The organism is Arthrobacter sp. BG3 (assembly GCF_056680185.1).
This window is the reverse complement of sequence record NZ_CM155270.1, coordinates 24356-39574: the sequence shown is the minus strand read 5'-3', so window position 1 is coordinate 39574 and position 15219 is coordinate 24356. Positions and strand designations below refer to the sequence as shown.

Here is a 15219-nt window from a genome sequence, read left to right as displayed (position 1 = left end):
GAACCTGTTCTAGCGCCAGCGGTCGGATTCCAGCGCGCGCAGCAGGGGGAGTGGGGTCGCCAGAAGGTGCCGGCGTCGATGATCTGTTTACCGGACTAAGTCGATGGTTAACGCGCGTGTCGCCGGCCTGGGACGAGCCCTGTCAGCGTCATGCTTTGGTCATGGATCTCTCGGATTGCAGTTGGGATGGGCATCGAGCGGAGGGGCTGACTGTCGCGAACGTCGGGCGGGTGATTCCTCGCTCCGGCGTTCCGGGGTTCGTTATCCTCGACGCGGTGGGCGAGGAGTTCGCTCCTGCCACGGAGTATCTGCTTGAGCTGGCAGCGTCGGACCGTTCGCCTCAGACGGTACGAAGCTATGCCTTGTCGTTGCTTCGGTTCCTTCGATTTTTGTGGGCTGTCGGGGTCAGCTGGGAGCAGGCAACGTCCCTTGAAGCGCGTGACTTCGTGTTGTGGGCGCGCCAGGCCGAGAAGTTCGTCGGGAATCGTAACGTCCCTCAGCGGCGGGGGAGCCGGAACCTTGTCACGGGAAAGAAGCATCTTGGAATGCGTTACTCGCCCTCGACGATCAACCACACGACGACGGTGTGTAAGGAGTTTTACGCTTTCCAGCTTCGGATGGGTGACGGGCCTATCGTGAATCCTTTCGAGCTGCGCCGCGGGCGATCCCATGCGCATCATGATCCTCAGCGGGAGTTTTCCCCGGTGCGGCGCCAGCCCTTGCGTCAGCGCGAGGCGCACCGGGTGCCCAGATCAATCCCGGATGGTAAGTTCAACGATCTGTTCCGGCGTTTGCGGTCCAACAGGGACCGGGCGTTGGTGGCGTTTTATGTCAGCAGCGGTGCGCGGGCGAGCGAGCTGCTCGGGCTCACGGGCGACCGGGTCAACGTGGGTGACCAGCTGATCGGCGTTTACCGCAAAGGCGGCCAGCTGCAATGGTTACCCGCTGCGCCTGATGCTTTCGTATGGCTTCGGCTCTATCAGCTCGAAGGAGGCGTTGCCGGCCCGGATGAGCCGGTTTGGCTCACGCTGCGGGGCGAGCCCCGTCCTCTGACCTACGAAGCCATGCGCGCCGTCCTGAGACGCTGCAACGACCTGCTCGGTTCGAACTGGACGCTGCACGATCTGCGGCACACGTTCGCGATCCGAGCGCTCGAGGGCGGGATGGGCCTTCACGAAGTCCAGCAGTTACTGGGGCACCAGTCGCTGACTACGACCACGGTCTATGCGGTTCCGCATATGGAGGAAGTCATCGAGCATTACCGGGCCCATCTGAGCAGCAGGACTTCCCCTGCCGCTGACAGTTCCCCGGCCGGTCAGCCCTATAACCCCGATGAGTTGCGCGTGCTTTGGGGGAACCAGTGACAAGTCCGCCCATCAATAAGATCCAGACCGCACGACGAAGCTGGAATGACCACACGCCGCCACCACACGAACAACAACCGCCTGCACTGCCGCCCATCCCGCCTGGACCGCTGACCAGCGCCAGCATTGAGGACATCATCAACCGTCTCGAGGACTGCAGCCCGTACTGGCCACAGGTGCATGAGCACAGGGCGCGCATTAGGCGCTTACTCGGTCATTTGAGGCAGTTGCCGGGTGAGACCTGGCAGGACCGCTGGGCGCTGTTCGAGGGCCAGGTCGGGCATGACGCTCTGACGTGGCGGCTCAGAATAGCCGGCGGTTCAAGCAAGAACACGAAGAATCGCAACGAGGTCGAAGGACTCAATGCGGCGATGGGACCGCTGCTGGCTCTGGACGTCATGCGCCCGTCCCACCGGTGGCTCGCGGGTCAGCGCTTTGCCTTCTGGAAAGCACTCAGCCGGTTCCGGGATCCCGCCCACACAGCTGAACTCGAAAACGCCCTCCTCCATGCGAAGGCTTCACCGGCCCAGGCCACTAGCGGGATCCTCACCTTAGGTCGCATTCAGGCCCATACAGGCAAATCGATCCGCCAGCTCACAGCCGAAGACATCCTCGACCTGACTACCCAGCTTCCCGGGAAGCTGATCGACGTCAGCCGCAGCGGGCTGACCGCCGTATGGCCCGTGCTGCACGGGCTGGGATGGATCAGACACGATTCAGGGACCATGCCCACACGGCTCCGCGTCGGACCGAAAACGGTGGATGAGATGGTCGACTACTACGGCATCACCGGCCCCTGCCGGGAACCACTCATCCGCTATCTTCAGGTCCGGTCGGCTGGCCTCGACTACTCCTCGCTCTGTGCTTTGGGCAGGTATCTGGCCGGCCTCTTCTTCGCCGACATCGTCAAGCACTACCCTGATCAACGCGACTTCGCACTGACTCCGAAGCAGGCTGCTGGCTGGAAAGCCAGGGTCAAAGTCAAAGCCGACGGCTCGCCGCGCCGGGAAGTTTACAGCGTCTTCTTCTCCGTCCGGGCGTTCTATCTCGACATCAGCCAATGGGCACTCGAAGATGCCTTCTGGGCGCAATGGGCCGCCCCAAGCCCTATAACCTTCGCGGAAACCCGTGGTTACGTGAAGCACCGGCGCGCGACCATCGCAACGATGCAGCAGCGCACCCGTGAACTGGCTCCCGTGTTGCCCCGTCTGGTGGAGGCTGCCGAACAGGCCCTCCGCGCAGCAGAAGCAACCCTGGCGGATGCCAGGATGGCCGGCGCCGGCCAAACTATCGACATGGACGGCGAGGCTTGGGAAGTCTTCCAGAGCAGTGAACATGCGCATGTGCGGATTCGGCGCAATGGAAAGGACCGGGACCTGTCCTTTGAAGAGGACAACGCCTTCTGGACTTGGGCGCTTGTTGAGACACTTCGACACACCGGTGCACGGATCGAAGAAGTCCTCGAGTTGGTGCACATGAGCATCCAGCCCTATAAGGTTCCAGGGACCGGGGAGACCATACCGCTGCTGCACTTCGCCCCGAGCAAGACCGATACCGAGCGTCTGATGGTGGCAGGCCCCGAGCTCGTGCACGTGCTCTACAGAGTGCTTTCGCGTGTCACCAAGGACACGGGTGGTGCACCGCTGACACAGCGATGGGACTCAGCTGAGAAAGTGCTGAGCTCACCTCTTCCGCACCTGTTCGTCCGCCGCCGTGGCGCCGGACCGCCGAACGTGATGACGACGGCCACCGTCTCCACGCTGCTCAATGACTTGGCGCGACGCGCGCAGATCAAGGTCAGCGGTGCCGAGGTGAGATTCACCCCGCACGATTTCCGTCGCATCTTCGCGACCGAGGCACTTGCCAGCGGCTTGCCTCCACACATCGTGCAGGTGCTGATGGGGCACGCCAGTCTGGCGACGACTCAGGGATACGCAGCGATTTATCCCAGGGACGTCATTCGGCACCACCGCACCTTCATCGAAAAGCGACGGGTCATTCGGCCCACCGAAGAATACCGCGAACCAACCGCCGCCGAATGGGACGAATTCGAAGCCCACTTTGTCCAGCGCAAACTCAGCCTGGGCAGCTGCGGACGCGCCTACGGCACAGGCTGCCATCACGAACACGCATGCCTCCGCTGTGCCCTTCTCCGTCCGGATCCCAGCCAGATCAACAGGCTTCAAGACATCATCGACAACCTCGAAGAACGCATCACCGAAGCCGAACAACACGGCTGGCTCGGCGATGCCGAAGGACTGCGGGTCACGCTCAACAGCGCCGAAATGAAGCTTGCCCAGATGTTCAAACTACAGAGCCAACGAAGCGGAAAAATCGTCGACCTGGGAACTCCACAAATGAGGAACTCAGTGGGTGCCGGTCATCACCCTCACCCACCAGCTCGGTGATCCCTCGGATGCAGCCTGACGACCACAGAATCCCGGCTTTTCCTTCCAACCAAGAAAGCCAACACCATCCCAAAAGTTGCCACCGTCGGCACGGCCAGGAACACTTGCACACCCCCGCCCGAGCTCATAACGCCGACGCTGCCGGCGGTATTCTGGTGGGAAGAAGGGTTGCTTTTACCGTTCTAGCTGGTCAGGCTCAAAGGAGATGCAGAGATGGTTGAACGTCAGACGCTGACTGTTCCCGATCTTGTTGGGCAGCCTGTGCATATTGCGGAGGAGATGGCGGCGAACATTGGGTTTGGTCTCGCAGCCGGGGACCCTGACGGGCCGGGGCTCCGTTCGCGTACCTGGCCGGGGCTGTTCTGGGTGACCTCCCAAAGTCCTTCCGCTGGGTCAGCCCTTGAGCGGGGGAGCCAAATTAGGATTACTTTCGTTCAGGACGGTCAAGCCCGAAGCGACGTGCCGGAGCAGACGGGCGGGCCAACCCCCTCACTTAAAAGTCATGCGGAGCCTGAGAAGGACGAGTGAGAGCAGTTCGAGAAAACTTGTCAGTGGGGCTGATTCCCTTGAACGAGCCCCACTGACAGGGGCATTTACCCGAAGGTGAACGTGGGTCCATTTGACCAGCAGACTGTGCCATCAACAAGGATGACCGAAACTGCTTTGCGAGCATTTTCCCGAACAGGACCAGCACAACCTATTTAGTCCGGATAAGAAGACGCGGCCGAGCTGCTGCATGACGGGTTCGGGGTCTTCCATCAGTTCGGAGAGTCTGCGTGGCACCTGCGAGAGGGTCGGCCGCGTGAATTCCAAGCGGATCGCGTCCCACATTTGATCCCCGATCGACCGGCAGTTTGATGTCACTGTGGCCTAATCGCTGATGCTTTCCCGCAGCCACAGGGTCGAGAGCGGACCCCGGCGCAGCGTGAAGGTCCGCAGCTCGGAGGAGGAGGACCCGTGCCGGATTATCTGCCCTTGGGAAACGAAGGGGCTGGCCAGCGGCTGATCTTGTCGCGATCCACGTTGGGCACGCAAGAAGAGTGGCGGCGGGCCATCGGGGATTGCATTCGTTGTCCCTGGTCCAGTCCGGTGGAACGGTCTCAGTTCCTGGGCCGCGTTGCCCCCGCTGAGGGTCTGGCTGCGGGAGTGATCATGGCGCACAACCGGTGCTCCCAGGATGATGCGTTCGGATCCTCCGGGAGGCATCGAACGCCCGGCACATCAAGCTCAGAGAGGTTGCGGCTTCCGTCATCGCCCCGATGGCTGCCGGCACCGAGATCCGGGTCCACTTCGATGAGTGACGAGGAGAGTTGCCTGGATAGTTGGAGGCATGAGGGCGTAGAAGCGCCCCGATGTTATTGGGGGATACATCGGGGCGCCCAGGCAAGGATATTACTGTGTTTTTCGCCAGTCAAACGCCGGTAGCGGTGCCGTCAGTCCGGCTTCCCGAGAGGACTCCCGGCCGCCGCGTGAGGCACGATGACCACGCCGGAAGGGCCGCCATGATTGTGAAATTTGGCTCTTGCAGCACCGGAAGACTGAGCGTATTAATGGTTATACGTTCTTCGAAAGAAGGACGGGAACGAACACAAGGGGAAACCCGGAACGCACCATGGACCTGATCCAGGGTGGCTTGTCGATGACGAGACAGGAAGCGCCGGTTTCCCGCAAGTTCGGGAGATGATGTTCGTCATAACGGAATCAAAAGTCGAAGCCCCTCCAGCATTGCTGATGGGGCTTCCCCTTTACCCTGATAGCGCGCCGGTTGCCTCCGGCCGGTCCGACGGCCCGGTCAAACCTCCTCGACGCGGCCGCGGAACTGCCCGCGCAGGACCGCAAGCCCCTACCCCGGCTAGGCGGAGTACCGGAACAAACCGCTTAGTGCCGGTTATCGCTTTGTTCTGGAGCTAGCAGACGAGGATCAGGTCGTCTGGGCGACCGACCTCAATCGCGGCGGACCGGCGTTGCTTGATCGCGCTGCTCGTCGGCCACGGTCAGAACATCCACTGCATCCCCGGCCGTATAGTGCACAACGCCTCCAGGCTTTATCGCGGCGATGGCAAAACAGATGCCAAAGACGCTGCCGTCATCGCCGACCAAGCCAGAATGCGCAAGGACCTGCAACCGCTGCGGGCGGGGGACGAGACAAGCACCGGGCTGCGGATTCTCACCGCCCGACGGGCTGACAAATCCGCCGACCGGGTCCGGGCGATCAACTGGCTCAGGCCCAACTGCTCGAATACTTCCCCGCGCTGGAGCGGGCCTTTGATTACAGCCGATCCAAAGCCGCGCTTTGCTATGTCCACCCCTACGTCAACGGAGCCAATGCGCCCGGTGGGCTCCACGCTGAGGGCGATGCCGAGAGGGGCAGTAGGACGCCTTTGACCAGGCTTTCGCCGGTGCCTCCGGAGGTGGACAGGCTGCCCTTGATGGTCAATTTGGGCAGGTCGCGGCTCACCTGCACATCCACGGACCCGTCCCCGTGCGTGGTGATCGAGTCGAACACGGCCTCGCGCAGCTAGCCGTCGTAAACATTGAATCCGCGGGCACCCAGTCCCGTGGTCTCAATGGGGGCCTCCACGGTGAGCACGCCGATGTCGCCGAAGTCGACGAAGCCTAAGCCGCTGGGCGCGTGCGAGGTGACCTTGGCCGTCCAGTTCTCCACGGCGCCCCAGTTGTCCAGCACCATGTCGTTTTGGCCGAACGTGGTGGTGGTGCCCAGATTCACCACGTTCGCGGCGTGGGCGCCGCTGATGATGAAGACACCGCCGCTGATCAGGTCAGGGGGTGCCCGGGGCGATGCCGCCGTCGGAGAAGACGTCCCCGGTGGAGAGCAGTTCGACGGCGACCGTACCACCGGCGGCCTTGCCCGTCTGGTCGCCATGACCGCCGACGAACACGCCGCAGCCACACACCGGGGTCTCTGCACAGCCCGCGGAGATGTTTTCCAGCAGTGCGGTGAGGACCACGTCAGCGTCGGGCTGCCGGTTCCAGAGAGCGAACGCCCCCTGCATCGCATCCACCCCGAAACCGGTGGGCCGGTCCGACCGGCCTCTGGTGTCCGCATCGGCGACGTGCACCGTCGGCCCCGACGCGGCCGGCCCGGGTGTTGCCCTCGGCACTGAGGTAGACCTGCCCGTAGCTGGTCACGTTCTTGAGCCGCGGTGTGCCGAGATCCTCCACAGTGGGGTCGTTGTAGATGGCGAGCTCATGCTCTGAGGTGCGCACGGTGATGTTCTCAACCGAGTTGTCCCGCGTCAGCCGCAGGCCCTTGGCTCCGAAGACGAACTCGCCGCCGCGCAGCGCCATCCCGGAGGCAATGTTACCGAGGGCATCCCCTTCAATGTTCCGGAAACCCACCGTTCTTCGGATAGGAACCTTGGGACGGCAGCCGTCTTTGGTGCCGTCCTTGGCATGTTACTCCCGCAGCGTGGAGGCGCGGGGCCGCGCTAATCGCAGCGCTTGAGGCGAGACGGGTCGCACGCCAGCCGACCTACTGGCCGAGAACAGGGATGCATTTACGTCTGCGGAACTCGTTGCGGTAAGTCTTGGCCTGCGTCCGGCTAGTATGCGCCCGTAGACCGGTCCCGCACGCTCCTGCATCCACCGCGGCCCGGTCTGAGCCTGAAGCGGGCAACAGAGGTAAGAAGCGCACGGTGAAATGCGCTGTGAGGGGCGCGCTAACAGCAACCTAAATTGCTTACGATGTCCGATCTCTTGGATGCCCCAGAAAACAACAGCTTTTCGAGACACTGACCCCGCCTTGGAGAAAGTTGACGGCGAAGTCCCCTGCACGAAACTGCATTCCGCTTCATAGTCGCCTGCACAAACCGTCGTTCTTGAACCGTTCTGGCTCAGGGTCTAGATGCTCCTTATTGGAGGGATATTCCGGTCGTTGCGGCGGCGAGGATGACGATGATGACCAGGATGACGACGCCCACGTAGGGAATATCGGTGCGTCGGGCAAAGTCCATGAGCATGAGGATGAGGCGGAGGAACGGCAGGAGGATGAGGGCAGCACAGCCTGCGATGACCACCGCGGATGAGGCTGAGGCCACGCCACCCCATGCCAGGAGTGCTCCGCCGATAAAAAGGACCGAGGCCATCAGAGTTCCCCAGCGCATCAGGACCTCGATACGGTGCGAAAGAAGCCGGTCTTGGGCGCCGGTGGATACAGAGTCCGTCACGGCATGCCACCCAACTGCGCCCCGAGAGCGTTCATTGTCATAGGGACGGCCAAGGCAAGGAGCACGAGTGTGAAAACAATGCGTAGGCCGGGGCCGGCAATTCTGACCAGAATGCGGGCTCCGACGATGGAGCCTGCGACCGAGCCCAGGACGATGGGGATGGTGAGAATAAGGTCCACGTTCCCGGCTATCAGGTAGGCGGCCGCTGTTCCGCAGGCCGTCACGCCGATCGTGAGGTTTGCCGTGGCCGAGGAAACCTTGATGGGCAGGCGCATCGCGGCGTCCATGGCAGGGATTTTCAGCACGCCGCTGCCGATGCCCAACAGCGCCGAGAGCAACCCCGCCCCAAACATAAGTGAGAGTCCTATCGGCAGTCGGGAGACTGCGTAGGTAACCGTAGACCCATCGCGTTCAATGTAGGAGGAGTCGAGGCGCAGTCTCTTGCCGATGCGATCTTCGGCAAGAGGGGCGCGGCCGCGTCGGCCAGTCATCATTTGTACGGCCGAGACCAGTAGTACTACCGCGAAGATGCCGTAAAGGATTTGGTCATGCACTATGCCGATCATGAGAACTCCGGCCAGTGCACCGAGTGTCGTAGCGACCTCCAATATTACAGCGAGCCTCAGATTTGTGAGTCCGGCAGCGAGGAATTGTGGTGCACTGGCACAAGAGCTGGCGATCACCGAGATGAGGCTCACTGCGACCGCAACAGAGAAGGGTGTCCCGGCGAACAGCGTCAAAACCGGAACAACGAAGATGCCACCGGCCATCCCGAGCGCGCTGCCCAATGCACCGGCTGCCAAGGCTGTCCCAAGCAGGAAAAGGAATTGATCCGGGCTCACTGACCGGCCTCCGCTGATTGGGGATTGCGAAGCAGGCGGGTGGTGAACGTGATTGCTTCACCCCGGTAGTGCAGCACTTCGTAGTCGACGGGCCGTTGCCCTTGGGTGTAAGTTGTGCGTTCGATACGGAAGATGGGGCTACCGATGGACATTTCCAGCGCCTCTGCCACGTCAGCGTCGGCTGCCACGGCCTGCAGGGCATATGACGCTTCAATTAACGGTGTGCTGTGACGCTGTTCCAGCAGAGTGAAGATCGGTTCATGCTCCAGATCGTCCTGAGCCACCAGGTGGCCCAGTTCGGGGATCAGGTAAGTGCGGTCGAAAGAGACCGGATACCCGTTCGCCAGGCGTACGCGTTCGATGAACGTCACCACTGATCCCAAGGGCAGGTCCAGCGCCGCCCGGACCTCCTGCGGGGCGGAGATATCCCGGACCGTGACCACACGGGCGGTGGCCTCGAGCCCATGGGCTTCCATATCCTCCACGAAGCCGCTGAGTTCTGTTAGGGGCTGGCGGATTTGGGGCGCTGCAACATACGTCCCGCGGCCGGGTTTGGTGACCACCAACCCGCGGGCAGCCAGGTTCTGCACAGCCCGCCGCACCGTGATCCGACTCACGCTGAACTCACGGATCAAGTCGTCTTCGGTCCCAATCCGTTCGCCGGGATGCAGACCACCTTCCACACGGGCAGCCAAAGCATCCTCAACCTGAACATAAAGAGGAAGCTTACGATCCGACATCATATTATTATAATACCCTGCGCGAAAAAGCTTCTCCGCCGCCGACCAGTGTGGAAACAACGAGCCATGCGTTGAACCATCCACCTGGTTCGCCTCGTTGGCGCGTAGTGAACGGACCGCAGCTCACTCCAACACGGCGCGGTGAAGAATTTAGCTATCGAATTAATGAAGGCCGCCTTCCTGGAGGTGCTCAACGACGCCCTCGGCACCGTGGCCGTCATCGCGGCCGCCATCATCATGGCCGATGTCCGCGGGCACATCCTTGGGGTGCCGCATGTCATCGACGTCCATGACTTCCACGCCTCATTGGTCGGCTCGGGCACAGCCGTCCTTTCTGCCCACACGGCACCGTCGAAGACATCTGCATGACCGACGGCCACGCCGCTGCCACCTGGTGGACCTGCAGCACTGCGTGGCCGAACATTTCGACGTCAGCGTCGAACACTCCACCTTCCAGATCGAACCAGCCCACCGTGACCAGGAAAGCATCCGCCACTGATTACACAAACCAGGACCGCCCCCCGCACCACCGGACCCCGCGTAAAAGGTTCGTCTGGTCCTCTGGATCGTCCCGGGAGTTATCGTCGTAGCCGGGGTGATCTGGTACGCGGTATTTACCGCGAACAAACCCGCGCCGGCGGCACCGCAGCCGGCCCTCGATGCGCAGCTGGTCCGGGAGGACAGTCACCGTGTCGTCACGCCGGCCACGGAGAAGGCCCAGCTGGTCGCGTTCCTGGACGTCAAATGTGAGTCCTGCCGGGCAGTGCAGCCGCTCGTGGAGGAACTGAAAAAAGACTTCGGTGACCGGATCACCTTCGTCAACCGCTACTTCCCCCTTCCCGGACAGCGGAACTCCGGCACCGCGGCCCTGGCCGTGGAAGCCGCCGCTCAGCAGGGCCAGTACGAGCAGATTTAGGCCAAAATGTTCGCCACCCAGCCGCAATGGGGCGAAAAGCAGGACTCCCCGGCACCTCTGTTCAGAACTTACGCGCAGGAACTGGGACTTGACCTGGCCAAGTACGACCCCGCAGTAGCGGGCGAAGAAACCATCGACAGGATCCGCGAAGACGTCGCCGACGGGAACGCGCTCGGAGTGACCGGCACCCCGACCTTCTGCCTCAACGGCCAAAAGCTGGCACTCAGTACCGAGGCGGACTCTCGGCAGAAACTCACCGACGCCGCCAAATAGACGCCCTGAAGACTTCCGACCACTAGCTCCAGCCGTGGCGGACCAGCCCGTGGCGGACCGGCCCGGGGCGGCCGGCCGCCCCACAGCTCCACATCCCCGGATCCACTAACCTCGATAAGCACCCGCCGCAAAGGAAAGGAGCGGAGCACGATGATTGGAGACCCTGCGCCGTTCCGGCTGCCGCGCAGCGCCGCGGTCGCGGCGGTCATTCTCGCCCTTGCCACCGAGGCCCACACGCTGGCCGGCGGGAAGCTCCCGCCAACGCCCATAATGGCTGACGGTACGGTCCTGGTTCTGCTCGGCTCGTCCTAGTAACCAGGTGGAAAATGACGGCCACGGCGCCGGCCGGGATTCTCGCCGCCGGACACTGGATGCTGCACACGGCGTTCTCCGTCCTGTCCGAAGCCGTGCCCGCCGGGCCGGCCCCGGAACCTCGTCTGCACACAGCCGCGACAGCCGTTCTCCGGGTCGATGAAGGCGCGGACGAGCTGTCGCATGACGGGTTCGGGGTCGTTCATGCAGGCCTGACGTCTCTAGTCCGCTGGCTGGGAGGCGCGGCCTCCGTTCGCCCGGCGAGGGCGCCCCGGGTTTAGGGTGCCTCGGCTGCTTGGCGCCGGAGCCCGTCCGCCGCGCCTCCACCTTCGGACACTTCACCGGAACGGCATTGGGGGGCGTCAGCCGAGACCCACGCGATATCCGCTTTCTGCGGGCAGGGCCAGGGAGGGATAAGGAGCAGGTACGGCGCTGGCGGCAGCGTGGTGTGCGGCCTCGAGTCCTGGGTTCTGGCAGCGGGCGATCACGAGAGGGCATCCGACGACGGCCGGCGGAATGCGCGCGGGGGCCACGATGCGCCCGGATAGGCGATGGCTTTCTTCGCCGTGACCGCCCTCCTCGTTGGGCCACCGTTGCTTCCGCGAGGACGGGCTTCACGGGGGACCGCCGCAAACCACGCAGTTATGCAGAGGTTTCTCAAATTCAGCGCGGGTAGTTGCCGTGGCCATGGGGCAGGGCTAGCGTGTCTTCTAGGAAGTGGCCCGGGGTAACTATTTTTTGGGGGTGGCCATTTTCCAGCACGGAATCAACAAAGGCCCCTAGGGCATGTCTCCTAATTCCTTGAGCCAGATGGTGATGGCGCGGAGGACGACTCCGCCGCGGTAGGTCAGGGCGAGCTTGTCGTACCGGGTGGCGAGTCCGCGCCATTGCTTGAAGATGTTGAAGGACCGTTCGACGACGTTTCGTCGCTTGTAGGCTTCCGTGTCCAGCCCTACTGGTCTGCCGCCTTTGCTGCCGCGGCGTTTGCGGTTCGCTTCCTGATCGGAGCGTTCCGGGATCACCGCCTGGATGCCGCGCCGGCGCAGAAGATCCCGGTTGGCCTTTGAGGAGTACGCCTTATCCGCCAGGGCCCGGGCCGGGCGGGAACGGGCCCGGCCCGGACCCAGCCGGGGAACGCTGAGGGAGTCCAGCAGGTGCGGGAACATTGGGGAGTCCCCGCCCTGCCCGGGACCGAGCAGCATGACCAGCGGGCGCATCTTGCCGTCGCAGAGGTGATGGATCTTCGTTGTCAGCCCGCCGCGGGACCTGCCGATCCCGTGGTCAGGCGGTTCCTCTAACAGATTCATGTAATTCGACAGGTCCCCCTGTGTGGCGGGTGAGGTTCGTGGCGTGCTGGTGGGCCCGGTTGACCGTGGAGTCCACGGAGACTTCCCAGTCGATCATCCCGGCCGCGTCGGCCTCCGCCAGGATCCGGGAGTGGATTTTGTCCCAGGTTCCGTCGCCACTGAAGCGGCGGTGGCGTTTCCAGACTGTCTGCCACGGGCCGAAGGTCTCCGGCAGGTCGCGCCAGGGAATTCCCGCCCGGAAACGGTAGATGATGCCTTCAACGATCAGCCGGTGGTTTTGAAACGGTCTCCCACGGCTCCCGTCGGAGCTGGGCATCAAGGATTCAATCCGCTCCCATTGGGCATCGGTCAGGACGGCAGTACGCGACATGATTCAAGCATGCCAAAGCAGACGAGACCCAATTGGGAGACACGCCCTAGTACTACAGTCGCGTTTATGGGGTATGTCCGCGGGCTTTGTAATGACTATGTCGTGCGCGGTGTTGGTGTTTTCGTCGCCAGGTTGAGTGTTCCAGGACGCGCTTTGGACTGGTGGTGCGGTGCCAGACGAGCCGGACGAGCAGCCGCCTGATTTCGGGCAGCGAGAGCCGGATCAGTTCCATGTCTCCGGCGGCAGGGCCCCTTTTTTGGAGCGGACCACAGTCAGGAAGGCCTGGGCGAACATGGAGAGGGTGATGTGGCGGTACCAGCCGGTGTATTGGCGCACTTGGTAGTGGTCCAGTCCGGTTTCCCCTTTGGAGGTTTGGAAGGTTTCCTCGATGGCCCAGCGGGCGCCGGCGATCCTCACCAGCTCGGCCAGCGAGACCCGGTTCGGGCCATGGCAGATGTAGTAAGCCAGATCGGAGGGGTCTTTCAGGGAGCGGCGGGCCAATAGCCAGTGTTCCCCTGTTTCGGCGGGTCCGTTGATGCGGGTGCGTGCCCAGGAATACCGGCGGTCGCCCTTGGTCCCGGCCCCGGCCGTCCGGGTCCGCCAGGCATTGGCGCGCAGCGAGGCGATGAGCCTATCGGCGCGCCATTGCTCGCCGATCCCGGTGGTGGGGGCGATGACGTTCTGGTTCATGGGAATCGCCAGCACGTAGTGCAACCCCTTGGCTTCCAGACGGCGGCGCAGCCCCGTGTGCTGCCCGTAGACCGCGTCCCCGGTGGCCCAGCGGGCAGGGATCCCGGCATCCAGGGCGCGGTCGATCATGTCCGCTGCCAGTACCGGTTTCGTGGCGAATTCCCGGGTTTTGGGGATCCCGGCCCGGGCGCATCTTTCCCGGTCATCGGCCCAGGCTTTAGGCAGGTAGAGTTCCCGGTCCAGCAGGGTGCGCCCAGCCGGGGCGGAGTACGTCAGGAACACCCCGATCTGGCAGTTCTCCACGCGCCCGGCGGTGCCCGAATACTGGCGTGCGACCCCGGCTGAGGCGGCACCCTTCTTGAGGAATCCGGTCTCGTCAATGATCAGGATCCCGTCCGGATCGCCCAGGTGGCGGTTGACGTAGGCATACAGGTCATCCCGCACGGCGTCCGGGTCCCAGTCGGTGGTCGAGAGCAGGCGTTGCATGCCATCCGGGGTGCCGTGCCCGGCGCGTTCGGACAGGGTCCAGGAGTTCTTGCGTTCCTCGTCCGACAGCAGCCCTCGCACATACCCCACAGCGTTTCGCCGCGGTTCGGACCGGGCAAACCGGTGCCCAATCAGATCGCCGATTTCTTCCAGACCTTCGGCCCACTCTTCTACGTCCGCCACACAAATATCATCACTCACCACCAACGATTAACAGGCCGCGAGCGGAAAGTCCGGTTAAACCGCCGATACAGCCAAAATTAAACGCAACTGTAGTACTAGGGCATGTCTCCTAATTCCTTGAGCCAGATGGTGATGGCGCGGAGGACGACTCCGCCGCGGTAGGTCAGGGCGAGCTTGTCGTACCGGGTGGCGAGTCCGCGCCATTGCTTGAAGATGTTGAAGGACCGTTCGACGACGTTTCGTCGCTTGTAGGCTTCCGTGTCCAGCCCTACTGGTCTGCCGCCTTTGCTGCCGCGGCGTTTGCGGTTCGCTTCCTGATCGGAGCGTTCCGGGATCACCGCCTGGATGCCGCGCCGGCGCAGAAGATCCCGGTTGGCCTTTGAGGAGTACGCCTTATCCGCCAGGGCCCGGGCCGGGCGGGAACGGGCCCGGCCCGGACCCAGCCGGGGAACGCTGAGGGAGTCCAGCAGGTGCGGGAACATTGGGGAGTCCCCGCCCTGCCCGGGACCGAGCAGCATGACCAGCGGGCGCATCTTGCCGTCGCAGAGGTGATGGATCTTCGTTGTCAGCCCGCCGCGGGACCTGCCGATCCCGTGGTCAGGCGGTTCCTCTAACAGATTCATGTAATTCGACAGGTCCCCCTGTGTGGCGGGTGAGGTTCGTGGCGTGCTGGTGGGCCCGGTTGACCGTGGAGTCCACGGAGACTTCCCAGTCGATCATCCCGGCCGCGTCGGCCTCCGCCAGGATCCGGGAGTGGATTTTGTCCCAGGTTCCGTCGCCACTGAAGCGGCGGTGGCGTTTCCAGACTGTCTGCCACGGGCCGAAGGTCTCCGGCAGGTCGCGCCAGGGAATTCCCGCCCGGAAACGGTAGATGATGCCTTCAACGATCAGCCGGTGGTTTTGAAACGGTCTCCCACGGCTCCCGTCGGAGCTGGGCATCAAGGATTCAATCCGCTCCCATTGGGCATCGGTCAGGACGGCAGTACGCGACATGATTCAAGCATGCCAAAGCAGACGAGACCCAATTGGGAGACACGCCCTAGCCGCCAGGAATCGGCCCGGACGGGCCAGGGGCCTCTGTTTATTCGGCACACCGCCGCGCTACGGCGCGGCCTACGCCCACGCATTCCCTGAAACTATG

The 15219-nt window shown here is 63.2% G+C and carries 11 protein-coding genes and 5 pseudogenes; 7 read left to right on the top strand and 9 right to left on the bottom strand.

Translation table 11 applies throughout. The annotated features are described in order from the left end of the window. Window positions 1-161 precede the first annotated feature (161 nt). From AC1MFL_RS00225 to AC1MFL_RS00210, 4 genes and pseudogenes are all read left to right on the top strand, one after another. Window positions 162-1364 (top strand): tyrosine-type recombinase/integrase, encoded by a 1203-nt coding sequence (locus AC1MFL_RS00225; protein WP_479812477.1) that lies wholly within the window; start codon window positions 162-164, stop codon window positions 1362-1364. Further along, a complete protein-coding gene (locus AC1MFL_RS00220; protein ID WP_479812475.1) occupies window positions 1361-3772 on the top strand; it encodes a tyrosine-type recombinase/integrase in 2412 nt (803 codons plus the stop codon). Before AC1MFL_RS00225 ends, AC1MFL_RS00220 begins: the two co-directional genes overlap by 4 nt. Window positions 3773-3985: 213 nt before the next feature. Further along, window positions 3986-4300 carry a PASTA domain-containing protein gene (locus tag AC1MFL_RS00215; RefSeq protein WP_479812473.1) on the top strand — a complete coding sequence of 105 codons (315 nt, stop codon included), beginning with the start codon at window positions 3986-3988 and terminating at the stop codon, window positions 4298-4300. Between the two features lie 1370 nt (window positions 4301-5670). Next, window positions 5671-6132: pseudogene (locus tag AC1MFL_RS00210) on the top strand (IS110 family transposase); the annotation flags it as partial. Between the two features lie 158 nt (window positions 6133-6290). On the opposite strand, the gene AC1MFL_RS00205 reads toward AC1MFL_RS00210, so the two are convergent. The 6 genes from AC1MFL_RS00205 to AC1MFL_RS00180 form a co-directional block, all read right to left on the bottom strand. Then, on the bottom strand, window positions 6291-6503 hold the full coding sequence (locus tag AC1MFL_RS00205; protein ID WP_479812471.1) for a hypothetical protein: 213 nt from the start codon (window positions 6501-6503) through the stop codon (window positions 6291-6293). Between the two features lie 49 nt (window positions 6504-6552). Next, window positions 6553-6741, bottom strand: coding sequence for a hypothetical protein (locus tag AC1MFL_RS00200; RefSeq protein ID WP_479812469.1), 189 nt, complete (start codon window positions 6739-6741; stop codon window positions 6553-6555). 1 nt (window position 6742) lies between these two features. Further along, a complete protein-coding gene (locus AC1MFL_RS00195; protein WP_479812467.1) occupies window positions 6743-7132 on the bottom strand; it encodes a hypothetical protein in 390 nt (129 codons plus the stop codon). Between the two features lie 512 nt (window positions 7133-7644). Further along, window positions 7645-7959 carry a DUF1634 domain-containing protein gene (locus AC1MFL_RS00190; RefSeq protein WP_479812465.1) on the bottom strand — a complete coding sequence of 105 codons (315 nt, stop codon included), beginning with the start codon at window positions 7957-7959 and terminating at the stop codon, window positions 7645-7647. Continuing rightward, complete coding sequence (locus tag AC1MFL_RS00185; protein ID WP_479812463.1) at window positions 7956-8801, bottom strand: sulfite exporter TauE/SafE family protein; 846 nt, start codon at window positions 8799-8801, stop codon at window positions 7956-7958. The genes AC1MFL_RS00190 and AC1MFL_RS00185 overlap by 4 nt, the downstream gene beginning before the upstream one ends. Next, window positions 8798-9541 carry a GntR family transcriptional regulator gene (locus tag AC1MFL_RS00180; protein WP_479812461.1) on the bottom strand — a complete coding sequence of 248 codons (744 nt, stop codon included), beginning with the start codon at window positions 9539-9541 and terminating at the stop codon, window positions 8798-8800. The genes AC1MFL_RS00185 and AC1MFL_RS00180 overlap by 4 nt, the downstream gene beginning before the upstream one ends. 165 nt (window positions 9542-9706) lie before the next feature. Between AC1MFL_RS00180 and AC1MFL_RS00175 the strand changes: the two are divergent. The 3 genes and pseudogenes from AC1MFL_RS00175 to AC1MFL_RS00165 all read left to right on the top strand — a co-directional run. After that, window positions 9707-10040 (top strand): annotated as a pseudogene (locus AC1MFL_RS00175) (cation transporter dimerization domain-containing protein); the annotation flags it as partial. Window positions 10041-10094: 54 nt separating this feature from the next. Further along, a pseudogene (locus tag AC1MFL_RS00170) lies at window positions 10095-10730 on the top strand (DsbA family protein). 150 nt (window positions 10731-10880) lie between these two features. Next, window positions 10881-11042, top strand: coding sequence for a hypothetical protein (locus tag AC1MFL_RS00165; RefSeq protein WP_479812459.1), 162 nt, complete (start codon window positions 10881-10883; stop codon window positions 11040-11042). Window positions 11043-11821: 779 nt separating this feature from the next. Here the strand turns inward: AC1MFL_RS00165 and AC1MFL_RS00160 are convergent. From AC1MFL_RS00160 to AC1MFL_RS00150, 3 genes and pseudogenes are all read right to left on the bottom strand, one after another. Then, a pseudogene (locus AC1MFL_RS00160) lies at window positions 11822-12719 on the bottom strand (IS5 family transposase). Between the two features lie 222 nt (window positions 12720-12941). Continuing rightward, window positions 12942-14078 (bottom strand): IS701 family transposase, encoded by a 1137-nt coding sequence (locus AC1MFL_RS00155; protein ID WP_479811773.1) that lies wholly within the window; start codon window positions 14076-14078, stop codon window positions 12942-12944. Between the two features lie 95 nt (window positions 14079-14173). After that, window positions 14174-15071, bottom strand: a pseudogene (locus tag AC1MFL_RS00150) (IS5 family transposase). Window positions 15072-15219 lie beyond the last annotated feature (148 nt).

Bases quoted from the DNA above. Each gene is read 5' to 3' on its own strand.
- AC1MFL_RS00225 (WP_479812477.1), top strand. From the start codon at position 162: ATGGATCTCTCGGATTGCAGTTGGGATGGGCATCGAGCGGAGGGGCTG.
- AC1MFL_RS00215 (WP_479812473.1), top strand. From the start codon at position 3,986: ATGGTTGAACGTCAGACGCTGACTGTTCCCGATCTTGTTGGGCAGCCT.
- AC1MFL_RS00180 (WP_479812461.1), bottom strand. From the start codon at position 9,541: ATGTCGGATCGTAAGCTTCCTCTTTATGTTCAGGTTGAGGATGCTTTG.
- AC1MFL_RS00165 (WP_479812459.1), top strand. From the start codon at position 10,881: ATGATTGGAGACCCTGCGCCGTTCCGGCTGCCGCGCAGCGCCGCGGTC.